The sequence below is a fragment of the Bacillus sp. 005/A4HT-01/001 genome (assembly GCF_004634445.1).
Lineage (GTDB): Bacteria > Bacillota > Bacilli > Bacillales > Bacillaceae > Bacillus > Bacillus altitudinis.
In genome coordinates, this window is record NZ_SEIZ01000001.1 from 272,865 (window position 1) to 294,990 (window position 22,126).

The window sequence follows — 22,126 nt, forward strand, 5'->3', positions numbered from 1 at the left end:
TTTTCGTTTTACCCTTTATTTAAAAAATAAGACCTAGCGGGAAGCCGCCATTTGAATAAGTAGGAACAAACCCTGCATATAACGAGGATGACAAACAGCAGATATAAAGCAAGCTCTCCTTGCGCTAAGCCGAGTCCCACGAGTAAGCCGCCAAGGGCTGCCCATACCGCGTAAATCTCTGCTTTTAGCACAAGTGGCTTTCGTCCTGCTAATAAATCACGCACAATGCCGCCGCCGCTTCCAGTCAAAATGGCTGCCACAATGACCGCACTGAGCGGGAGCTCTCTTTGTACAGCAAATAATGCACCTTGAATCGCAAACGCTGCTAAACCGATCGCATCCGAGAAATTCCCCCACGTGCTCCAGTGCTTGAGCAAAAGCTTTGGAAACAGGAACACGATCGTAATGGATACAAGGGCAATGGTAAACATTTTGCCCTGCGACCATAAAGCAGACACCGGAAGACCAATTAATAGATTCCGAATCGCTCCACCGCCAAATGCTGTGACAATCCCTAAAATGTACACACCAAGAATATCGTACTCTTCTTCCATTGCGACAATCGCACCACTAATGGCGAATGCCACAATGCCAATAATACTTAACACTTCCCATGCCATTTTCCGCTTATCTCCTTACCTTTGTCTGATCATCTAACACTCTCCCCTTAATGTATATCTGACACAAATGAAAAGCAATACAAATTTTCTTTAAATTTTATCTTTTTGCAAAAATAAAAAATAGCCTACTTTTAAGCAGGCTATCTCCTCAATCTTCTTTTGCATTTAAAAGCAGCATACTAATGATGATCAGAATAAATGCAATGAGAGCTAAGAGTGGAATGGTGATAAAACCAAACCAGTTCAGATAATCAACGGAACAAGGAATACCGCTTAGACAAGGACGAATCGATGCAAAGCCTGGAATCTTTTGTTCCATATAATGATAGATGGAAAAGCAAGCACCAATCCCGGCCAAAGGGAGAACGTAGTACTTCACTTTGACATCGCCACGGAATGTAGCAATTCCAAGTAAAAGCACAAGCGGATACATGAAAATGCGCTGAAACCAGCACATATCACATGGAATAAACTTCTTTACTTCGCTTAAATACAGGCTGCTCATCGTCGCCACAATCGAGACGATCCAAGCGCTGTATAAGTAAATCAGTTTATTCTTCATGATTTTTTCCCTTTCAGCTCTTGATCAATTAATTCTTTGATTTCATCATAGTCATAAAAGTTTTGGACTTGTTTATTGTTAATGAAAATAGTTGGTGTTGCATTTACTTTGTATTGATTCACCAGCTGATCATCTGTGTTAAGCTGTGGCTGATATGTTTTCTTTGATAGGTTATCTTTCAGCTTGTCCGTATCAATTTTCGTTGTCTTCTTCGCCAATTCGGTGAGCTTTGCTGGCGTTACCCATTCTGCTTCACTATCTGGCTGTGCGTTGTAGACCGCTTCATGAAATGCCCAGAAGTTTTTCGGATCTTCTTTCCACACTTCTTCAGAAGCCAGTGCTGCTAATACCGCACCGTCCCCATGAACAGGCAGTGGTAAGTTAATAAATGAGAAGGATACATCGCCATTATCTATGTAGTCTGCTTTCAATTTTGGGAAAATGTCAGTCTCAAATGATTTACATGATGGACATTTGTAATCCCCAAACTCGACAACTTGCACTTTTGCCTTTTGATCTCCCATGACAGGCTGTCCTTTAATAGACGGCTTACTGTCGACCGTTTGTGCTTCTTGGCTGTTGTTGTTACCGATCACAACGAAAATACCGATGAGAAGAGCTGCAATGATGGTTAATATAACTGCAAACTTGATGGATGAAGATTGATTATTTTTTTTACTCACAAAAGCACCTACCTTATCTTTTTCATTCATTCCTTCACAAAGAAAAAGGATAACAGCTCAGGAAAATGCCATTATCCAACTTCTTCTATTTTAACAAGAGGGGGTCTATTATGAAAGACGCTATTCATGAATTTTTCCTTACAATTTTATTTCATGACCCTCATCGCATTTAAAACAGCCAGTACAGTGACACCAACATCCGAGAAGACGGCTTCCCACATCGTTGCAATACCGAATGCACCAAGTATGAGGAAGACGGCCTTCACCCCAAGAGCAAACGCAATATTCTGCCATACGATGGCTCTCGTTCTTTTAGCAACAGCAATGGCTTCCGCTACCTTCGATGGCTGATCTGTCATAATCACAATATCAGCCGCTTCAACTGCTGCATCTGAACCAAGTCCACCCATGGCAATACCTATATCCGCTCTTGCCAAAACCGGCGTATCGTTTATGCCATCACCAACAAACAATAATTTGTCTTGAGATGCTTTTTTCTCATACATGTCTTCGATTTTGGCGACTTTATCCTGTGGCAATAATTCAGTGTGAACTTCGTCAATGCCGATCTGCTGTGCGACTGCATTTCCTACTTGCGAAGCATCCCCTGTAAGCATCACGGTTTGAATGCCCGCAGCTTTTAGAGAAGATATCGCTTCAACTGCATCGTCTTTTACTTCATCTGCAATCAAGATAGATCCCGCAAACTCACCGTCTATTGCTAAATACACAACCGTTCCGCTTCGTTTTTCTTTTTCAAAAGCAATGCCCTCTCGTTCCATAAGGCGATGGTTACCTGCCAATACACGGGCTCCGCGAATTGTCGCTTTGATCCCATGACCCGCAATATCCTCGTAAGATTCGATCTGGCTCTCATCAAGAGACGCTCCGTAAGCCGCCTTAATCGATTCTGCAATCGGATGCGAAGAATGCGCTTCTGCCAGTGCCGCAAAAGAAAGCAATTCCTCTTCTGACCATTTCTCATTTGCTGCTTCGATATGAGTGACTGTAAAGTTCCCTTTTGTCAAAGTACCTGTTTTATCAAACACCGCATAGCGGACAGAGTTCAAAGCTTCTAAGTAGTTACTGCCTTTCACTAAAATACCTCGTTTTGATGCGGCACCAATCCCGCCAAAGAAACCTAATGGAATGGATACAACGAGAGCACATGGACACGAAATGACAAGGAAGACAAGTGCCCTGTACACCCAATCAGACAATTGAGCTGATGGGATGAGAAGCGGTGGTACAAAGGCAAGCAATAAAGCTAGCACGACCACAGCAGGTGTATAATATTTAGCGAACTTTGTGATAAAGTTTTCTGTCTGCGCTTTACGGCTGCTTGCATTTTCCACTAAATCCAAAATCTTCGTAACCGCTGACTCACTGAGCTCTTTTTGCACTTCAATTTCAAGAATGCCGTTTTGGTTCACAAATCCAGCAAGCACATCTTTTCCTGCTTCCACATCTCTTGGAACAGACTCCCCAGTTAGTGCAGAGGTATCCACAAGAGAATAACCGTCTATCACGCGTCCATCTAAAGGAATTTTTTCACCTGGTTTGACGACAATACGGTCACCAGCTTTGACTTCTTCCGGCTTTACCTTTTTTGTTTCTTGCCCCACTTTGAGGTTTGCGTATTCTGGACGGATATTCATTAATTCGCTAATTGATTTTCTAGAGCGATTCACAGCTGCCCCTTGGAACAGTTCTCCAATTTGGTAAAACAGCATGACTGCCAGTGCCTCAGGATACTGCTGAATCACAAAAGCACCAACTGTAGCTATGGTCATTAAGAAGTTCTCATCAAATACTTGACCGCGCACAATATTTTTCAGTGCTTTCAAGACAACATCTCCGCCAACTAGTAAATACGCGGCGAAAAACATGATGAACTTCAGTAAGCCATTGTCAGGTATAAAATAAGCCGCCGTTCCAATGACTGCACCACCAATTAATTTCAGTACAATCGTTTTTAAATTCTTTGTTCCATGATCGTGATCGTGGTGATGTCCTTCTTCTTTTGGTGATACACTCACATGAGGTTCAATGGACTGAACGGTTTTTTCAATACGCTTTGACATCGTTTCTTGTGCATCAGCATGTGTCACAGTTAATGTACCCGTCGCAAAATTAATTGAGCAAGCTTCCACTCCTTCGAGTTTGCTGACACCTGTTTCAATTTTACGTGCACAGTTTCCACAATCGAGACCGCTTAATACGTATTCATCCTTCATCTTTTTCATGTTCTCACCTTTTTCTATATAAGTAGCCTTCCCTGATTCAATCAAACCTATCAGCTGCTGTAGATATTATATATGAGCACATATTCATATATTGAATTACCCTTATTATATGAGGAGTTCTTACAAACTGTCAATCATTTATAAGCAAATGTTTGAGATTTTTGTATTCAAGGATGTCACGTGAATTTTCAATAATCCATGCTCATGTCCCCTCTTCGTTGCATAACATAAAAACGATCGCTTGATGGGAATATTTCAGCATTTCTCTTTACAAAAGAAGGACATACGATTAGAATAAGATAAAAGTTTCCTTAAGGAAACAAATTAGCGTTAGAGAATCATTTCATCCTTTAGTCAAAATTATTAAATGTATGCATATATTTTTAGGAAACGCAATTGATGATCGAAAGGGGCCGCAAGAGATGTCAAATGCTTTAACAATCGACCGCCTGTATGTCTCATACCACGGACAGGATGCACTAGAAAACGTCTCTCTTTCCATACAGGAAGGAACAATGACTGGAATCATTGGTCCAAATGGTGCTGGTAAATCGACTTTATTGAAAGCATGTTTGGATTTAATTGAAAAGGATCAAGGCGACATTCGTTTTTTTGAACAACCCTTTAAACAAGTGAGAAAACAGATCGCCTATGTACCGCAAAGAAATGATCTAGACTGGACGTTTCCTATCCATGTACTGGATACCGTACTGCTTGGCACATACCCAAAGCTCGGATTGATCAAACGACCGAAAAAAGAGGACCGTGCCTATGCGTACCATTGCTTAGAAAAGGTCGGGATGCAGGACTTTGCCAAAAGACAGATTGGGGAATTATCCGGCGGTCAGCAGCAGCGTGTCTTCCTTGCGCGAGCACTCGCTCAAAACGCACAGCTCTTTTGTTTAGATGAACCATTTGTCGGAATTGATATGGCAAGTGAAGAAACGATGATCGGCATTTTGAAGGAATTACGAGATGAAGGAAAAACCATTCTGGTCGTCCACCATGACTTAAGTAAAGCCGATGATTACTTCAGCCATCTCGTTCTTCTAAATAAGAAGCTGGTCAAAGCAGGGCCTGTCCATGATATTCTTCGTCCTGAGGTCATGCTCCAAGCATATGAAACACAGCTGCCATTTTTAAAATCAGCAGGAGGAGACGCGTAATGGAATTCTTAACCGGACTTTTTGAATATGCGTTTTTACAAAAAGCGTTATTTACATCCGTGATGGTAGGGATCATCTGCGGCGTCATTGGCTGCTTTATCATATTACGGGGAATGGCTTTGATGGGAGATGCGATTTCACACGCTGTACTTCCAGGTGTCGCCATCTCTTATATGCTCGGCATTAACTTTTTCTTTGGTGCGGTTCTAACTGGTATACTGACAGCCATCGGCATCGGATATGTCAGTCAAAATAGCCGTATTAAAAATGATTCTGCCATCGGGATCGTATTCACTGCTTTTTTTTCCATTGGGATCATTTTGATTACATTTTTGAAAAGTTCTAGCGATTTATATCATATCTTGTTTGGAAACGTACTAGCCGTTCGTTCATCTGATATGTGGATCACGCTTGGCATCGGCATTTTCATTTTGCTAGCTGTTATTGTTTTCTACAAAGAACTGCTCATTAGTTCATTTGATCCAGTGATTTCTTCGGTTTACGGTTTACCGAATCGCATGATCCATTATTTCCTCATGACCTTATTGACCTTAGTGACCGTGGCATCCCTGCAAACTGTAGGTATTATTCTTGTTGTTGCAATGCTTATTACACCAGCTGCCACCGCTTATTTACTGACAGACCGGCTATGGATCATGATTTATTTATCTGCTTTTTTTGGAGCAGTTTCAGCCGTCGTAGGACTTGGGCTCAGCTTTACGTATAACTTGTCGTCTGGTGCTTCCATTGTGCTGGTCGCGACCATATTATTCGGCAGTGCCTTTATCTTTTCACCGAAACAAGGGATATTGTGGAGATCCTTAAAATCGAAGCGAAAACGAACACAGTTAAAAAAGGAAGCGTCTATGTAAAAGGAGGACATATATGAAGAAGGTATTAGCAATCCGTTTGGCCGCAGTATGTATTGCCCTTTTGGTCATCGCAGGCTGTTCTACTCAGCAAAAGAGTTCTGGAAAAGATGACGGTACATTAAAAGTTGTCACAACCTACTCCATTCTTTATGACATTGTGAAGGAAGTAGGAGGACAGCATGTCTCTATTCACAGCATTGTTCCCATTGGTACAGACCCACATGAATTTGACCCACTGCCAAAGGATGTTCAGTATACGACGGATGCAGACCTTGTTCTATCTAATGGCTTGAACCTTGAAACAGGAAATGGCTGGTTTCAAAAACTGCTTGAATCGAGCGGAAAGGACGGGGATGATGCACCTGTAGTCGAGCTAAGTAAAGGCGTCAAAGTGAAGCATTTGTCCTCAAAAGGGCTTGAAAGCCAGCAGGACCCACACGCATGGCTGAATGTCGAGAATGGGATTCTTTATGCGCAAAATGCCAGAGATGCGCTCATTCAAGCAGATCCTGAGCATAAAGAGGATTACGAGAAAAATGCTGAAACCTATATCAAAAAGCTTCAAACGCTTCACGATGAAGCAAAAGACAAGTTTGGTCAACTGCCAAAAGACAAAAAACTCCTTGTCACAAGCGAAGGGGCATTCAAATATTTTGCGGACGCGTATGGACTGAAAGCCGGCTACATTTGGGAGATCAACACAGAAAGTGAAGGAACACCTGGACAAATGAAGCGCATCATTCATTTTGTCAAAGACCATCAAGTTCCTGCCCTTTTTCTTGAAACAAGTGTAGATAAGCGCAGCCTTGAAAGCCTATCTGAGGAAACCGGAGTTCCGATTAAGGGGAAAGTATTTACGGATTCTATTGGCAAAGAAGGTGAAGATGGGGACAGCTACTATAAGATGATGAAATGGAATATTGACACCATTTATAAAGGACTGTCATCATAAGAAAAGACAGGTGGAGTAAATCCGCCTGTCTTTTTTGTCAACCTGCTATATTTTCTGGGTGTTTTTTCGGCCAAATGACGTAGCTGATGCTAATGATGAAATCAATGGTTAAGACCATCCCCCACACACTGACAAGCTGCATCAGAGATTCCGTTCGTTCTGGTGCTTGGATGAGATAGGTCAATCCATATAATAGCCCCGCTCCGATGACATAAGAGATGAAATGACGCGTCCAGCCCACCATTTCATACAAAGACCGCTCCTTCCCGTACTTTGGTTTCCCCTTCGGCTTAGGACCACCTGCAAAACGATAAGCAAACCGGGCATCCGCCCATTTCACCATTTGATGTCCAAAGGCCAGACTCACACCAATATAGACAGCCGCAAGCCCGTGAATGACGCTCGCCACAGCCCCTTGCTTTAAATCTATATAAGTAGCCGCAAGAAGGATGAGATCTAAAACCGGCGTACAGACAAGAAAGAAAGCACCCCATTTTTTCTGTTTAAACACATAACGCAGTGTTAAGCCCATAAGAATAAACAACCAAAAACCAATTTCACAGGCCACAATCAATAAACCGACCAATTTTCCCACATCCTTTTTAACACGATTGTATTAAATAAAAAATAACACAACTGTGTTAAAAAAACAATAGCTGTGCTAAAATCAAGGTATGCCAAAAATCGTCGATCACCATAAACAAAAACAAAAGGTCGCTCAAGCTGCTATGAGAGTGATTAAACAAGAGGGATTGGAAAGCGCTTCTGTACGAAAAATAGCCGTAGAAGCTGGCATTTCAGCCGGCTCTATGCGTCATTATTTTTCCACACAGCAAGAATTATTTCTATTCTCCATGAATTTAATTCAGGAAAGAGTGAAGGAGCGAATTGCTAAGCTTCCATTAAACGGTTCAACAGAGGAAAATGTATTCACATTATTGGAGCAGGTTCTTCCACTAGACGAAGAACGAATATTTGAAATGGAGGTGTGGCAGGCTTTTACAGTCAAGGCACTGACTGAACCAGATTTACAGCCGCTCAATGCAAAGATGTATGACGAGCTTTTTCAAACCGTTCAATTTTGCTTAATGAAATTGAAAGAGGATGAGCTACTGCTAGATCATCTCGATCTTTTATTAGAAACTGAGCGGCTTTATGCGGTCATCAATGGGCTTGCATTGAATGGAATCGTACAGCCCCATCGTTTACCGCCACAGCTCATGCGCTCCGTGCTACAGATGCATCTTCAATCCATCACAAAAAAAGACATGCCCTCCTTATAGTGAGCATGTCTTCAGATTGTTGACAAAGGGCTAAAATGAACTTTATTTTAGCCCTTTGTCTTCTTTTCAGCGTGATAGAAAACCTTTGCAGTCTAGGAAGGACGAGCATCGGCGCGGAGCGAATTTGACATTCGTGAGCACCGAAGCGCAGGACTGACAACGAATGCGAGGGTTTGTCTACACGCTGAGACATGCCCTCCTTATAGAGAGCATGTCTTTTTTAATCTTCCATGAAAATACGTTTCGCCTCGTAATAAAGCACCTGCACAAATTTCTTCACATTGATACGTGTGTGCTCTTCTCTTCCACTTGTCTCTTTTGTGAGTTCACTCATTTTCTTACGCACAATGGTAAAATCGAAAAATTTTGATGCATAGTTTTCAAAGGTTGGGTGAGAAAAATCGGTTAACCCGAGCGAGGCGATGTGTTTCAATGATTGGTTGATCGCACGTCTTACCCGCTGTTCCGCTGCTTTTGCTTCTCTTGCGATGTCTGCTGATGTAAAAGGTTCGTTTAATTTATCCTCTGTGATGCCAGTGAAAATCACTTTTAATGAAGGGAAAGAGTCATGCTGATCGGCATGTAACGCTAAATACTGATCTGTGAAAAGAATCATATCTAGTAAATCCTTAGACCCCTTTTCGCCGACAATCCCAAGCTCCGCGAGCAAAAACTGACCTGCCTCTGCAAGACTTTTCCCCCTCTGCTTCGTTTTCGTCTGTCCGCGCTGCTGGAACTGCATGACCGATTTGAGCGAATGCTGAATATTTTCAATTGAGTGCTCTAAATGCAGACGTTCAATCATGAGGTGGAGCACACTTAAGACCTCTACCCGATTGATCGGCTTTGTCACATAATACTCGACACCGAGCGTATATGCCTGGCCGATGAGTTCCTTTGTTTCTACCTGTGACAGCATTAAATATTTCCCATGAAATTCATCCTTGATCGCTCGAATCGTCTCAAGACCGTCCCTTTCCGGCATCAATAGATCAATACACAAAATATCAATGTGCAAATCATTTAAGTAGCTCGCTGTTACTTCAGCACCATCCTCTGCTTCCCCGGCCACAAAGCCAAGCTCTTCATCTTCAATGAGCTGTGCGAGTGAAGAACGAACGGCTTCATCATCATCGACAATAAAAAATCTCATCTCCCATTTCCCTCTTTTCTGCTGACTTGATCAATTGGTATCGTTAAAGTGAACTTCGTTTGTTGATTTGGGATACTCTTCATTTCAACACTTCCGCCAAGCTTCTCGGCTGTGTCTTTCACATAGGAAAGACCGATGCCGCTTGATGGGTTCCCGGCCTGGTCGTATTTTAAAGTGAAGCCCGGTTTAAAGATCACATGATGGTTACGCTCTTTAATGCCTGGCCCGTTGTCACTGACTTGAAAGATCACATCATTCTCTTTCCGTGAAATGGATAGTGATACCTCTCCATTCACCGGAATGGCTTCAATGGCATTGGATACAATGTTATTTAATAAAGATAGAATGGTATACACATGATAAGCAGGGTGCTGTCCTTCTTCATCATAATGAAAAACGATGTGTTTTTTAAGAGATTCCGCGTAATTTTCATGGATACGGATCACAAGTCCAGCAATATGAGCAGGACTTGCATACTCCTGAAAGTTTTCCTCATGAATCAGTTTTGATAAGGCAGAAAAAATCCGCTGATTATCCTTTTTGATTTCGTGTACCTCACCTGCAATTTGCAGGGCTGTTTTTCCGAGTTTTTTCAAATCTAATGATTCCGTATCCTTTGCATGATGCAGAGATTGATACAATTGATATGAAGTAGCTGTAATGTGCTCAGCATGTGCAAGGGTTTTATAAAAATATGTAGATTCCGTATAAAGATTTGACAGCAGCATCAGCAGGTGTTCCTTTTCCTTCTTCATTTGGCGCTCTCTCGCCTGTTCTTCGTATAATCGAATCATCGTATAACAAGCCAATACGAAAAAGCTTCTGAAAATCGCCAATACAAATAGTTGAAACAGCGTTCTCACTGTTAAAATTTCATCAATGGCTCCCCTGAGTGCAATCATTTCAACTACACTTGCGCATAGTTCCATGATAATCCCTGTCGCCCCAATGAGCCAAGGCTTATCACGGAAACGTCTGACCTGTAATACATAAAAAAGCGTACCATAGACGACGTAATACAGCAGGGAAGGAAATCTTAAAGAAACGGCCTCTTCCAGCGCTAGGTGGCCTGACACAGCGGTATCAAGAAGCACCCGGAATGCAAACACGGATCCCCCCGCAATGATGCCGCTTGCCCATGCCGGGAATTTTTTCATTTGAAGCAGGATAAAGAAAAAGACAACGGTTCCAAAGCTGACACGAAAGCTATCCTCAAATGGATAAAATTTCAGCTCTCCCCCAATCGGAGTCAGAACAATGAGCATGATAATTAAATAAGGCTCTGTATTCAACCATTTTTTCAGTAGATTCAAACGCAGTCACATCCCTAATAATTGACGATAGTATACTATGTGCGCTTCAGAAAAACAAACAGTCCATGAAAAAACGCACACCGGATATTTGTCGGTGTGCGCTTCTCATGATGCCGCTTAATCTTCTAAACGATCCTTTTCTAAAAGTGATGCGCCAGCAATACCTGGTTTCGTCATTTCAAAAGGATTTAAGATGATATCAAGCTCTTCCTCTGATAACACATCATTTTGCAGACAAAGCTCACGTACAGATACGCCTGTAAGTATCGCTTCTCTCGCAATTCGTGCAGCAGCTTCATAACCAATGTGCGGGTTGACCGCCGTCATGACACCAGCACTCTTTTCTACATATTCTTTTAATCTCGATTCATCTGCTTTTAGGTCACGCAAGCAGTTATCGACAAAGGATTCAAATACATTTTTCATCATACTGAGAGACTGTAGTAAGTTGAATATTAAAACTGGCTCCATGACGTTCAGTTCAAGCTGACCAGCCTCTGATGCAAGGCAGATCGTGTGGTCATTTCCGATGACTTGGAATGCCACTTGGTTCATGACCTCAGGCATCACTGGGTTGACTTTCCCTGGCATGATGGATGAACCTGGCTGTCTTGGCGGCAAGTGCAACTCACCAAATCCTGCTCTAGGACCTGAAGCCATCAAACGAATATCGTTTGCCATTTTGGACATATTCATCATACATACTTTCAGTGCAGCTGATACTTCTGTATAAGCATCTGTATTTTGCGTAGCATCGACCAAATCTTCTGCTCCAACTAACGGCAATCCGCTAATGTCAGCTAGATAACCAACTACCTGGCGAATATATTTAGGATCAGCATTCAGTCCTGTTCCAACTGCGGTTGCGCCCATATTGACTTCATATAAATGCTGTCTAGACTGCTTGATTCGTTTAATATCACGAGCAAGAACCTTTGCATATGCACTAAACTCTTGACCAAGTCTAATTGGAACAGCGTCCTGAAGATGCGTACGTCCCATTTTGATGACATGATCGAATTCTTGCGCTTTTTCTGTCATGACTTGATGCATGTTTTCCATCGTATAAAGTAGTTTTTCAATCATATTCAATGTTGAAATATGAATCGCTGTTGGGAAAACGTCGTTTGTTGACTGCGACATGTTCACATGCGTGTTTGGACTTAGCTCAGTATAAGCGCCTTTTTCCTTTCCTAGTAGTTCAAGCGCTCTGTTTGCAATGACTTCATTGGCATTCATATTCATTGAAGTGCCAGCCCCGCCTTGAATTGGATCGACAATAAATTGATTGTTCCATTTTCCTTCAATCACTTCATCTGCGGCTTGAACAATTTTTTCTCCAAGACCAGCATATAGTCGCTTTGTATCCATATTTGCAAGTGCGGCTGCTTTTTTGACAATCCCTAATGCTTTGATGAGTTCCTCATGAACATGGTAGCCAGTAATTGGAAAGTTCTCTACTGCACGTAATGTTTGAATTCCATAATACGCTTGAGTGTCTACTTCCTTTTCACCTAGAAAGTCTCGTTCGATTCGAACTTGCTTGTCCTGTAGCTTCGTCATTTGAAAAGATCTCCTTTTACGCTGCTTTTGTTTGTTGTTTTAATTCCTCAATATACTTCTTCGATTTCTCTTGATCAAACACTTTTTCCCACTTAGACATGACAATGGCTGCAAGTGAGTTACCAAATACGTTAACAGTTGTACGAACCATGTCAAGGATACGGTCGATCCCAACGATGAAGGCAAGTCCTTCAAGTGGAAGTCCCATTGCTCCAAGTGTTGTGATGACAACAACGATCGATGCACCTGGTACACCAGCCATTCCTTTTGATGTGAGCATTAAGATTAATAGTAACGTAATTTGCTCATAGATGGAAAGAGGCATGCCGTACATTTGTGCAACAAATATGGCAGCAATGGATTGATAAATGGCACTTCCATCTAAGTTAAAGGTATAGCCTGTTGGGATAACGAACGACGTGATCGCTTTCGGGCATCCGAACTTCTCCATTTTGTCCATTAATCTAGGCAATACAGCTTCTGAACTTGCTGTTGAGAATGCAAGAATGATTTCTTCTTTTAACACTCTAAATAGTGTAAAGACGCTTGTTCCAGCTAATTTTGCGATAATGCCAAGTACGACAATAACGAAGAATGCCATTGTGCCGTAAACGACAAGTACCAGTTTACCTAGCGGGAGAAGCGCTCCGACCCCGAATTTGATCACCGTCACACTGATGAGCGCGAATACACCAAATGGTGCAAACTTCATCACTTTATTGGTCACCCAGAACATCGCTTCGAGGATGCCCTCAAAAAATCCTAACACTGGTTTTCCTTTGTCTCCAACTGCTGCAATTCCTAATCCGAATAACACTGTAAAGAAGATTGTTGGTAATAGATCACCTTCTGCAATGGATTGGAACACGTTTGTTGGCACAAGATGCACAATCGTTTCAGAGAAACTAGCTTTTTCGGCAGAAGACTTAGATGTCTCTTCATATTTAGAGATATCGCCTTTCTCCATGTTGCTCATATCAATTCCTGTACCAGGATGGAAAACGTTTGCTGCAAGCAGTCCAACTGCTAATGCAATCGTTGTCACAATTTCGAAGTAAAGAATCGTTTTCCCACCGAGTCTTCCGATGGTTTTCATATCGCCTACACCTGCAACAGCTACAATCAATGCAGCAATAACAATTGGAAGAACGATCATTTTAATTAAGTGGATGAATATATCGCCAATTGGCGTTAACACATTAATAACGGTTTCATTTTGATAAAACAGCGCTCCTACGACAACACCCAAGACAAGTGCGATGAGTATTTGAGAAGCTAACCCTAACTTTTTCATACGTGGACCCCCTTTTTTTGATAACGCTTTCTTTGTTGCTTAATCGCATCTTAACGATGAACCTACAAAAAACGACAAAAAGGAACAAAAAGAAGTGAATTTTTTATGAAAAATCTTTTAAAAGGTGGGTTTTTCCACAAAATTGTTAAAAAAAGACTTCGCTTTTGGCGAAGTCTCAGATTATTGACAAAGGGCTAAAATGAACTTTATTTTAGCCCTTTGTCTTCTTTTCAGTGTGATAGAAAACCTTTGAAGTCTAGAAAGGACGAGCACCGAAGTGCAGGACTGACACCGAATGCGAGGACTTCGCTTCTGATGAAGTCTCATGTTACATATGATCAGCTGGCGGCTCTTGAAGAGGAGAAAGTTCGACATAAACCGCATAGCCTATCAGTACAATGGCTACATAAATCACAGCACTCAACGTCCACACCCATTTGACATTCAGCTTCATTCTGCCACACCCTCTCTGACAGGTTTCAACCGCTGTAATCTTAGTGCGTTCAGTACAACCGATACAGAACTAAAGGCCATTGCGGCTCCTGCAAGCCATGGCGCCAGGAACCCAAATGCAGCGATCGGTATACCAATACAATTGTAAGCAAGCGCCCAAAATAGATTCTGTTTAATGTTTCTCATCGTTTTTCTGCTAAATTCAAGTGCATCTGCAATGGCATGGAGATCTCCTGTCATGAGCGTAATATCTGCCGCTTCCATGGCAACATCTGTACCTGTTCCGACGGCCATCCCGATATTTGCTGTTGCAAGGGCAGGGGCATCATTGATGCCGTCTCCAACCATCGCCACTTTTTTTCCTTGTTTCTGAAGCGCTGCAATATGAGCCGCTTTTTCCTCAGGAAGAACTTCAGCGATCACATGATCTATGCCTGCCTCACTCGCAATCGCTTCTGCTGTTCGTTTGTTATCTCCTGTCATCATCACGACGTGAATCCCTTGCTCTTTGAGACGAGCGACCGCTTGAGAAGAAGACGATTTGATCGTATCTGCAACGGCAACAATACCTGCTGGCTCGCGGTCAATGGCAATGAGCATCGCCGTTTTTCCTTGTTCTTCAAGCTCAGTCACAACTGCTTCTAGTGCTTCGCAGCTGATATGATGTTTCTTTAGGAGCTTCCGTGTGCCAATCAAAAGCTCATGTCCTGCAGCTCTTGCTTCAATTCCATGACCAGGATCTGCTTGAAAAGCTTCTACCTCTACCGCTTGGAGACCCCGGTTCTTCATGCCTTCTGTAATCGCTCTGGCAAGTGGATGCTCTGACTGCTGTTCTGCCGATCCTGCTAACTGAAGCAGCGTATCTTCTGTCCAATTGGCAGACGCGATCACATCTGTAAGACTCGGCTCCCCTTTTGTCACAGTCCCTGTTTTATCTAGCACTACTGTATCTAGTGATTGGGTTACCTCTAAGTGTTCTCCGCCTTTAAACAAAATCCCTGATTCAGCTGCCCGGCCGCTGCCTGCCATAATAGAGGTCGGTGTAGCAAGGCCAAGAGCACAAGGACATGCAATCACGATCACAGCAATAAACGTCTCAAGTGCCGATGTCACATTTCCTGGATCAACAAAGATATACCAAGTCAGAAAAGTGAGCACAGCCAATCCTACAACAATGGGGACAAATATCCCTGAAATTTGATCTGCCATTCTTTGAATTGGTGCTTTTGAGCCTTGCGCTTGTTCGACGACTCGAATGATTTGTGAAAGAGCCGTTTCTTTTCCTACTTTTGTTGCTTTCACTTTCACAAATCCATTTTTATTGATGGTTGCCCCGATGACTGTATCTCCTATGGTTTTATCAACCGGCAGACTTTCTCCTGTAATCATCGATTCGTCGATCGCTGTTGTTCCTTCGATGATTTCTCCGTCTACCGGAACTTTTTCACCCGGCTTGACGAACACAAGATCATTCACTTTCACTTCAGAAATAGGAACGGTCATTTCTTTCCCATCTCGCTCTATCACAGCTTCTTTCGCTTGTAAGCCCATCAGTTTTTGAATCGCTTCTGATGATCTCCCTTTCGCTCTTGCTTCCATTAACTTTCCGAGCACAATTAGCGTAATGAGCACGGCACTCGTTTCATAATAGAGGCCCGCCTCATGTGTGCCTTGAACCGCTGACTGAATACTTTCATATAAACTATAGAAAAAAGCAGCTGATGTCCCTAATGCCACAAGGACATCCATATTGGCACTTTTATTTTTCAACGCTTTATAAGCACCTACATAAAAAGGCCATCCGACAATGAACTGGACGGGCGCTGCTAATGCGAGCTGAACCCATGGATTCATAAACGCTTCTGGCAGCCAAATAAACGATGTGAAAGAAAAATGACTGACCATTGCCCAAAGAAGAGGCAATGACAAAATCATCGAGAACAAAAAGCGTGCCGTTTGTTTCTCAATCGCTACTTGGCGATGGTCTTTTTTTCCTTCCTCCGCATGCTCTTCGGCTGGTTCGGTTAATGAATATCCAATGGATTTCACAGCCTCTTTTATGTCACTTGGAGATATTTTCCCTGGATGATATGTCACCTGAAGTGACTCAAGCGCAAAGTTCACTGATCCTTGATCAATACCGTCCATTCGGTTGACTTTTTTCTCAATTCGGTTTGCACAAGCCGCACATGTCATTCCCTCTATATCAAATTCAGCTTGCTCCATCACCACATCATAGCCAAGAGATTGAATTTTTTGTTTTAGATCCTCTGCTGTGAGTTGTTCTGTTTCATACACAATGTGGGATGTTTCAAGCGCAAAGTTCACACTGGCGTCGTCCACACCTTCCAACCTGTTCAAGCCCTTTTCAATGCGGCCTGCACAGGCGGCGCAAGTCATTCCCGTAATTTGAAAATCAATTTCTTTTTTCATTTATCTCACCTCTCCACATACTCCATGGGGGTATTTTTATTTTTAAAAAAATACGTGCTGTCTTATGCAGCACGTATGCTCATTTTATACGACATCATATCCCTGTTCTTCAATGACATCAGAGATCTGGTGTAACGTGATTTGATCTGGGTGAAAGGAAACCTCCACCTGACCCTTATCTAAATGGACTTTCACAGATTCAACACCTGCTAATTCTCCTACATTTCCTTCGACTGCTTTCACACAATGTCCGCAAGACATGCCTTGCACTTGTAGTGTTGCTTGTTCCACTTCTCATCGCCTCCATCAATCATTTTCTATTTTTACTATACCCTAGTAGGGTATCATTGTAAACATAAATGATCCGCTTTTTGCTACGATTTTGTCAGCTTCGTGAAGACATTCATTAACTCCTCAATGGCTTCATCCCCATTACCGCTCTTAATGGCATCCGCTACGCAGTGGTGTGTATGCTTTTCCATTAATTGAAGACTCACTTTTTTTAAAGCTGCATTGACAGCAGAAATTTGATTCACGACATCTATGCAGTAGCGATCGTTTTCAATCATTTGCTGAATCCCTCGCACTTGACCTTCCACTCGTTTTAAGCGATTGATTAATTGCTCTTTTTCCTTCTCAGCTCTAGGCGAAGCGATATGTCTTTCTTCATGTTCTGTCATCTGATCACCTTTTTTCTATCATACTTGTCTTACATTCAATTAAAGCATATCTTCACCTGAAAAGGCAAAGATATGCTGTGATCACCGTTTGTTTATCCTAGTTTGTCAACTGTTCAATATCTTGCAAAAGGTTGACAGATTGCTGAAGCTGCTTCATGAGGCCTTGCTGATCCTCTAAAATAGCTGCAGCATCGAAGTTGTCCATTTTCAATTGCTGTAAATAGGTTTGAATCTCCTCTGACAGCACTTTATTTTTCTCTATGATTTGTGCATGCAGGTCTTCTGCTATTGATGGGGCTGTGAGTTCATTAAATTCTTGAATGTCTGCTTTCAATGATTCCAGCTGCTGCGTCAAATCTGCTCTTTTGGCAACATCTTGTACAGCTTCTTCCGCAAGCTGTGGAAAATCCTCTGTGAATTGCTGAATATCTGTCACATACTCATTTGCCTCTGTGACATATGTCGTTGTATCGTTTACTTGGTCTAGCAGTCCAGAACATCCACTTAACAAAAACGTACCGGTAAATAGAAACGCCATCACATATTGTTTCAAGATCCATCATCCTTTCATCTGCTATGTTGAAACCCCTCATTTGTCCAGCTCCCAACCACACAGATGCAAAAAGACCTTAAAAAAAGCCAGACCTTTGCCTCAAGTGTGATAGGCAAAGGTCTGGCTAACATGTTCATGCCGGAATGGCCGAGAAACAACGGATGTTTCTGTAATGACGACCAAACCGTAAAAGCTACTCCCCTTTAGGAAACCGTTCAAATGTTATGTTTATCATATCTAAATGAAGGACAACAGTCAATGAGAAGCAGGCGGAAGATCCTGCTTTTGGTACAGCATATAGTCCGAACCAGTTGATGCATAAATCCGATTACGTCCCTGGCGTTTTGACATATACAAGGCTTGATCTGCCTCAAATAGAAGCGTTTCTAATATAGAGGGATCATTCGCTGTATGGGCGACGCCAAAACTTGCTGTCACTCTTACTTTTTTCTCATCTGTCTGAAAGAAACTCACTTCAAATGAATGTCTCATTTGTTCCGCAATATGACATGCCTCTTCAAATGAATGATGCGGCAGACAAATGGCGAACTCTTCTCCGCCATATCGCCCAAATAAATCATCCATCTTCAAATGTTGCTGACAAATGGACACAACATGACGCAATGCCTCGTCTCCAATGTGATGTCCGTGCGTATCATTGATTTGTTTAAAGAAATCAATATCAAATAGCAATATCGCAGTATCCTGCGCATCCTCTTCCAATAACATCTGCGTTCGTTCAATAAAGGAAGACCGATTGAAGATATTCGTCAAACCATCAATATATGCTCGGCGCTCCAGCTCTTCCTGCAATAGTCGCTGCTCAGTAACATCGCTGATCACAATTTGCCTGCCTTCGACTTCGCCTCTTCTATTAAAAAGAGAAGAAGCAGTGAGATGATAATAGAAGGGCTGCTCTTTTTCCCACATTAAATCATACTGTGAATGATCCTGCGGAGAACGCAGCCACTGGATAAACGCCGGCTCTTTGATGATCCCTGAGAATATATCATCGATTTTATAGCCGATTCCCTTTTTAGCGAGCACAGGAATGATCAATGCAGCCGCAGGGTTATAATCAATCAGTGTTCGGTATCGATCCAATATAAGAACACCTTCTGACATATGTTCAAACACACGCTCCATCGCAATGGGAGAGAGCTTAAAGAGATGAAAAGACATAATCGCCCATAAGTAGAGTGCGTTGGTTAAAAACATCACCACTGGTACTGGGTCAATGTGAAAGGGCGTGACACCTAATAAATAGATAAAAGAAGTCGTGATCGGTAATAATATTCCAACGAGCAAGATCAGAACCTGTTTCAAATAATCTTTCTTCACACGTAAAAACCAAAGCAGCATAAAAATAGCGAGCATGGAACAACCAAATGTATAGACCCCATGAATGATATACCAATAACCAATGGTAAAATCAGCTAATAAAAACCCGTCTACTGTATTCATCGTGATGCTTCGGTAAAAGAGTGAATGAAAAGAGTTGGTGAACACCAGAATGGTGGTTAAAATTGGAATCAGCAAGAAGAGAAGCACGCGGCGCTTTGTTACATATTGATGGAAACCAGTAAACTGCAGCACAATCATCAGGCTGAACGGTGCAATAAACGGAAGACCTATGTATTGAAAACTAACCCAGAATGTAATTTCTTGAGGGGTGCGCGCCAATAATTCAAATGTATGTCCAAAAATATAAATCGCAGTTGCTCCAGACATATACATAAACAATTGACAGCCAATATACCGATGGCGATTTGCATGAGCAATGATTGATAATATTACGGACAGAATGCCAGAAACACTCATGATCACAATAAAATGTAAAACAATCGAATCCATGTAAACGCCCCAATTTCAGTTATTTAGAACTAGTCTAATCTTACTATATATGAGGACGTCTCAAATGGGAAGATGTGATTTTGAATTGGTTGGCGGTTTTTTGGAAAGCGTTCGTCATTTTACTAGTCGTGGTGCCTCATCTGTTCATTACTTTTTACTTAATTTAAGGATAAAGCATATTGTAGCAAGTGAAATATCTGTACAATGTGGAGATGAATGAAAAGGAGGCTTGAAAGGAGATGACTTTTTTGATCATCATGGCAGGTTTGTTTATGCTGATTCTTTTAGAGAAGCCATTTCAAAAGAAACGATCTGGGCTGTTATTTTTAATGAGTTATTTGCTGCTGATTGCAGTTTATGTGATTCAGACAACATTTGTGGAGATTATGCCTGATGGGCTTTTGATGATGATGGCGGTGATTGTGGTTTGCCCTTTGTTTGTTCGGTTGGTCCGGTTTTCCTCGAGGAACTTACATGAAAAGTAAGAAGGATGACAGTATGTAGCATCCTTCTTATGTTGTGAACTAAACTCGTTATTCTTAAGACCCACTGAGCTTTGTAAAGCAGACGTCTTTTTCTTTACTTAATTATGAATTTGATTTATCTTTTTGTTTTTCATTTGATTTATTGTCTTTCATTTTACTCATCTCTTTTTTAGCATTATCCACTTCTTCTAAAGCTTTTTTCATTCTAGAATTCATGAAACTTAAATCATCATCACTGACTTTATCTCGCTTGATTACTTTTAAGATATCTTTGAAAAGTGATTCAAATTTGTCATCCGCTTTCACCAAGTACTCGTTTACTTTTTTATACGTATCAGGAACTTTAACTTCTTTGTCTTTGGCTTCGCTGAGTAATTCTCTCATGCTATCAATCTTTGTCTCAACATCACTAGCCCATTCTTTATCGTAAACCTCGTCTAAAGGAACCAACGATAAAACAAAAGACATAATTCTTTCTTCAAACCGTTTTAGATATCCCTTATACCATGATGCATATTCGCTATCAGTCATTTTTTCTATTTTTTCTTGTTTTGCTGCTGCTTTGTTTGATGAACCGTTTGCTGATTCATTTTTACCGCATGCTGTACCCATCATCAATGTAAATACTAAAAGAAATACTGAAATGATTGTCTTTTTGTTTGTTTTCATTTTTATGAATTACTCCTTATCCTTTGAGACTTTTTCTAATTCGTCAACTACTTTAGCAGTTTCATCATATGCTTTGTAGGGTCTATTCGAACTTTTTTCTTTTAACTAAATTGTCCCCCTGTCATTATCTGGTGATATTTCCCTACAAATTATCATCGGTTAAAAAATAGGTATATTTAGGTATTCTCCCTAACTTTCTAATAAAAAATTCTATAAGAAACAACCTAAGCATCTATCTTCCAGACACTAGATACGACGGCTTCTGAAAGTTTAGAAACAAGCTACATTGCCGAATCGCTTCTTAATTTTTGAATTTTAAGTGTGAAATGAATTAGATGAAGTATATTAAAGTATAATAAAGAGGTTATAAAATGAAGTTAGATAATCTTCTAATAAATAAAGGAGAACTTACGAATGACTTTTGATGAATTAATAGAACTTTCAGAAGAAGAATTTATAAATTATGATTTCAAAAGAGAGGTTTTTGATTTAAGAAATTTAATATATGATGAAAAAAACCCTATTGCAAATATTATTCTATATAAAGGTAATATTTATGGTTCCCAATCTGATTGTGATAGATTACCTTTGACCCTCGAAATATACAAACGCTTATGGGGAAATCAATTTGAATTCTGGAATACTAAACAAACAGATTTTGTTGAGGCAAATGGAGAAACAATGAATTCATTTGTAACTCCTTACAAAGCCTTTTATAAGGAGACATATGATTTATCTAATCCTATATTTAAAGATTATGCAAAATTAACACACACAGTAGGTAATTTTATACCTGTATACGCCATCAAAAATAATAAAAATTGGTTTTCTCCTTTTAATAGCAAACGTTATAAATCTACCTATGATTATTGGGATCTAACTTTGAACCATATTAAAGTCATTTTAAATGATTTTATGAATAGTAATGATTCTATTGAGATTTTTTTAGAAAACACAATGAACAATAACACTTTTAAGTATAAAAAATATATTATTGAATCCGCTAAGTGGATTTTAAGTTTTAAAACTTGGCCTAATTTTGTGGAGAAGAATTTTTTGCAGAGCTTTTTAGAAAACCCAAAAGATTTAACCAGTGAACCAAAAGAATTTTGGCGCAATCACTTTAAAGAAACAGTTAGTACCAAAGATGAAAATAATCTGAGTGAATTTTTAACTTTTGTTAATCAAGCTATTCTTGAACGAAGTTCACTTATATATAAACAACTGAAACTAAATTATGAATTCCTATAATATTTGTAACAGCAACATATAGCAAAAGTTCATTGCAACTA

The 22,126-nt window shown here is 40.9% G+C and carries 22 protein-coding genes; 6 read left to right on the forward strand and 16 right to left on the reverse strand.

The features are described from left to right. Positions 1–8: 8 nt before the first annotated feature. The 4 genes from ES896_RS01470 to ES896_RS01485 all read right to left on the reverse strand — a co-directional run bounded on the left by ES896_RS01470 (position 9) and on the right by ES896_RS01485 (position 4,111). A complete protein-coding gene (locus tag ES896_RS01470; RefSeq protein ID WP_007500242.1) occupies positions 9–620 on the reverse strand; it encodes a trimeric intracellular cation channel family protein in 612 nt (203 codons plus the stop codon). 148 nt (positions 621–768) lie between these two features. After that, entirely contained in the window at positions 769–1,182 is a 414-nt protein-coding gene (locus tag ES896_RS01475; protein WP_007500241.1) for a disulfide oxidoreductase, read from the reverse strand. Then, positions 1,179–1,865 (reverse strand): DsbA family protein, encoded by a 687-nt coding sequence (locus ES896_RS01480; protein WP_017359241.1) that lies wholly within the window; start codon positions 1,863–1,865, stop codon positions 1,179–1,181. The genes ES896_RS01475 and ES896_RS01480 overlap by 4 nt, the downstream gene beginning before the upstream one ends. Positions 1,866–2,011: 146 nt before the next feature. Continuing rightward, entirely contained in the window at positions 2,012–4,111 is a 2,100-nt protein-coding gene (locus tag ES896_RS01485) for a heavy metal translocating P-type ATPase (protein ID WP_052320428.1), read from the reverse strand. Between the two features lie 422 nt (positions 4,112–4,533). Here ES896_RS01485 and ES896_RS01490 point away from each other — a divergent pair, with 422 nt between their 5' ends. From ES896_RS01490 to ES896_RS01500, 3 genes are read left to right on the forward strand one after another with little or no spacing between them, the layout of a single operon-like run. Then, complete coding sequence (locus ES896_RS01490; protein WP_008347622.1) at positions 4,534–5,277, forward strand: metal ABC transporter ATP-binding protein; 744 nt, start codon at positions 4,534–4,536, stop codon at positions 5,275–5,277. After that, positions 5,277–6,149, forward strand: a complete 873-nt coding sequence (locus ES896_RS01495; protein ID WP_099496753.1) for a metal ABC transporter permease — start codon at positions 5,277–5,279, stop codon at positions 6,147–6,149. The genes ES896_RS01490 and ES896_RS01495 overlap by 1 nt, the downstream gene beginning before the upstream one ends. Before the next feature lie 13 nt (positions 6,150–6,162). Further along, positions 6,163–7,101 carry a metal ABC transporter substrate-binding protein gene (locus tag ES896_RS01500; RefSeq protein WP_135226273.1) on the forward strand — a complete coding sequence of 313 codons (939 nt, stop codon included), beginning with the start codon at positions 6,163–6,165 and terminating at the stop codon, positions 7,099–7,101. 37 nt (positions 7,102–7,138) lie between these two features. Here ES896_RS01500 and ES896_RS01505 read toward each other — a convergent pair whose 3' ends face one another. Further along, a complete protein-coding gene (locus ES896_RS01505; RefSeq protein ID WP_017368056.1) occupies positions 7,139–7,687 on the reverse strand; it encodes a hypothetical protein in 549 nt (182 codons plus the stop codon). A gap of 88 nt (positions 7,688–7,775) precedes the next feature. Here ES896_RS01505 and ES896_RS01510 point away from each other — a divergent pair, with 88 nt between their 5' ends. Next, positions 7,776–8,384 carry a TetR/AcrR family transcriptional regulator gene (locus ES896_RS01510; RefSeq protein WP_025207976.1) on the forward strand — a complete coding sequence of 203 codons (609 nt, stop codon included), beginning with the start codon at positions 7,776–7,778 and terminating at the stop codon, positions 8,382–8,384. 220 nt (positions 8,385–8,604) lie between these two features. On the opposite strand, the gene ES896_RS01515 is transcribed toward ES896_RS01510, so the two are convergent. The 10 genes from ES896_RS01515 to ES896_RS01560 all read right to left on the reverse strand — a co-directional run bounded on the left by ES896_RS01515 (position 8,605) and on the right by ES896_RS01560 (position 19,680). Beyond that, on the reverse strand, positions 8,605–9,537 hold the full coding sequence (locus tag ES896_RS01515; RefSeq protein WP_048002947.1) for a response regulator: 933 nt from the start codon (positions 9,535–9,537) through the stop codon (positions 8,605–8,607). Then, the gene (locus ES896_RS01520) at positions 9,534–10,850 is read right to left on the reverse strand and encodes an ATP-binding protein (protein ID WP_060832649.1); all 1,317 of its coding nucleotides are present in this window, start codon (positions 10,848–10,850) and stop codon (positions 9,534–9,536) included. The genes ES896_RS01515 and ES896_RS01520 overlap by 4 nt, the downstream gene beginning before the upstream one ends. A gap of 117 nt (positions 10,851–10,967) precedes the next feature. Further along, on the reverse strand, positions 10,968–12,413 hold the full coding sequence (gene aspA / locus ES896_RS01525; RefSeq protein ID WP_007500224.1) for an aspartate ammonia-lyase: 1,446 nt from the start codon (positions 12,411–12,413) through the stop codon (positions 10,968–10,970). Between the two features lie 16 nt (positions 12,414–12,429). After that, the gene (locus tag ES896_RS01530) at positions 12,430–13,707 is read right to left on the reverse strand and encodes a cation:dicarboxylate symporter family transporter (protein WP_007500222.1); all 1,278 of its coding nucleotides are present in this window, start codon (positions 13,705–13,707) and stop codon (positions 12,430–12,432) included. Positions 13,708–14,035: 328 nt separating this feature from the next. Then, positions 14,036–14,161 (reverse strand): hypothetical protein, encoded by a 126-nt coding sequence (locus ES896_RS20365; RefSeq protein ID WP_265784893.1) that lies wholly within the window; start codon positions 14,159–14,161, stop codon positions 14,036–14,038. Continuing rightward, positions 14,158–16,593: a heavy metal translocating P-type ATPase gene (locus ES896_RS01540; protein WP_135226274.1), complete on the reverse strand. Its 2,436-nt coding sequence runs from the start codon at positions 16,591–16,593 to the stop codon at positions 14,158–14,160. Before ES896_RS01540 ends, ES896_RS20365 begins: the two co-directional genes overlap by 4 nt. An 84-nt stretch (positions 16,594–16,677) precedes the next feature. Next, positions 16,678–16,884, reverse strand: coding sequence for a copper chaperone CopZ (gene copZ, locus ES896_RS01545; RefSeq protein ID WP_017368060.1), 207 nt, complete (start codon positions 16,882–16,884; stop codon positions 16,678–16,680). Positions 16,885–16,967: 83 nt separating this feature from the next. Beyond that, positions 16,968–17,273: a metal-sensing transcriptional repressor gene (locus ES896_RS01550; RefSeq protein ID WP_017359234.1), complete on the reverse strand. Its 306-nt coding sequence runs from the start codon at positions 17,271–17,273 to the stop codon at positions 16,968–16,970. Positions 17,274–17,370: 97 nt separating this feature from the next. Then, positions 17,371–17,826, reverse strand: coding sequence for a DUF6376 family protein (locus tag ES896_RS01555; protein ID WP_017368061.1), 456 nt, complete (start codon positions 17,824–17,826; stop codon positions 17,371–17,373). A 255-nt stretch (positions 17,827–18,081) separates the two neighbouring features. After that, positions 18,082–19,680: a histidine kinase N-terminal 7TM domain-containing diguanylate cyclase gene (locus ES896_RS01560; protein ID WP_017368062.1), complete on the reverse strand. Its 1,599-nt coding sequence runs from the start codon at positions 19,678–19,680 to the stop codon at positions 18,082–18,084. A gap of 239 nt (positions 19,681–19,919) precedes the next feature. Here ES896_RS01560 and ES896_RS01565 point away from each other — a divergent pair, with 239 nt between their 5' ends. After that, the gene (locus ES896_RS01565; protein WP_017368063.1) at positions 19,920–20,165 is read left to right on the forward strand and encodes a hypothetical protein; all 246 of its coding nucleotides are present in this window, start codon (positions 19,920–19,922) and stop codon (positions 20,163–20,165) included. Positions 20,166–20,267: 102 nt separating this feature from the next. On the opposite strand, the gene ES896_RS01570 is transcribed toward ES896_RS01565, so the two are convergent. Continuing rightward, positions 20,268–20,834 carry a hypothetical protein gene (locus tag ES896_RS01570; RefSeq protein ID WP_017368064.1) on the reverse strand — a complete coding sequence of 189 codons (567 nt, stop codon included), beginning with the start codon at positions 20,832–20,834 and terminating at the stop codon, positions 20,268–20,270. A gap of 414 nt (positions 20,835–21,248) precedes the next feature. Between ES896_RS01570 and ES896_RS01575 the strand changes: the two genes are divergently transcribed. Continuing rightward, positions 21,249–22,085: a hypothetical protein gene (locus ES896_RS01575; protein WP_017368065.1), complete on the forward strand. Its 837-nt coding sequence runs from the start codon at positions 21,249–21,251 to the stop codon at positions 22,083–22,085. Positions 22,086–22,126 lie beyond the last annotated feature (41 nt).

Excerpts from the sequence above, each read along its gene's own strand:
- ES896_RS01560 (WP_017368062.1), bottom strand. The coding sequence starts at position 19,680 with ATGGATTCGATTGTTTTACATTTTATTGTGATCATGAGTGTTTCTGGC.
- ES896_RS01500 (WP_135226273.1), top strand. The coding sequence starts at position 6,163 with ATGAAGAAGGTATTAGCAATCCGTTTGGCCGCAGTATGTATTGCCCTT.
- ES896_RS01530 (WP_007500222.1), bottom strand. The coding sequence starts at position 13,707 with ATGAAAAAGTTAGGGTTAGCTTCTCAAATACTCATCGCACTTGTCTTG.
- ES896_RS01470 (WP_007500242.1), bottom strand. The coding sequence starts at position 620 with ATGGCATGGGAAGTGTTAAGTATTATTGGCATTGTGGCATTCGCCATT.
- ES896_RS01490 (WP_008347622.1), top strand. The coding sequence starts at position 4,534 with ATGTCAAATGCTTTAACAATCGACCGCCTGTATGTCTCATACCACGGA.
- ES896_RS01540 (WP_135226274.1), bottom strand. The coding sequence starts at position 16,593 with ATGAAAAAAGAAATTGATTTTCAAATTACGGGAATGACTTGCGCCGCC.
- ES896_RS01565 (WP_017368063.1), top strand. The coding sequence starts at position 19,920 with ATGACTTTTTTGATCATCATGGCAGGTTTGTTTATGCTGATTCTTTTA.
- ES896_RS01515 (WP_048002947.1), bottom strand. The coding sequence starts at position 9,537 with ATGAGATTTTTTATTGTCGATGATGATGAAGCCGTTCGTTCTTCACTC.
- ES896_RS01510 (WP_025207976.1), top strand. The coding sequence starts at position 7,776 with ATGCCAAAAATCGTCGATCACCATAAACAAAAACAAAAGGTCGCTCAA.
- ES896_RS01570 (WP_017368064.1), bottom strand. The coding sequence starts at position 20,834 with ATGAAAACAAACAAAAAGACAATCATTTCAGTATTTCTTTTAGTATTT.
- ES896_RS20365 (WP_265784893.1), bottom strand. The coding sequence starts at position 14,161 with ATGAAGCTGAATGTCAAATGGGTGTGGACGTTGAGTGCTGTGATTTAT.
- aspA (WP_007500224.1), bottom strand. The coding sequence starts at position 12,413 with ATGACGAAGCTACAGGACAAGCAAGTTCGAATCGAACGAGACTTTCTA.
- ES896_RS01485 (WP_052320428.1), bottom strand. The coding sequence starts at position 4,111 with ATGAAAAAGATGAAGGATGAATACGTATTAAGCGGTCTCGATTGTGGA.
- ES896_RS01550 (WP_017359234.1), bottom strand. The coding sequence starts at position 17,273 with ATGACAGAACATGAAGAAAGACATATCGCTTCGCCTAGAGCTGAGAAG.
- ES896_RS01495 (WP_099496753.1), top strand. The coding sequence starts at position 5,277 with ATGGAATTCTTAACCGGACTTTTTGAATATGCGTTTTTACAAAAAGCG.
- ES896_RS01475 (WP_007500241.1), bottom strand. The coding sequence starts at position 1,182 with ATGAAGAATAAACTGATTTACTTATACAGCGCTTGGATCGTCTCGATT.
- ES896_RS01575 (WP_017368065.1), top strand. The coding sequence starts at position 21,249 with ATGACTTTTGATGAATTAATAGAACTTTCAGAAGAAGAATTTATAAAT.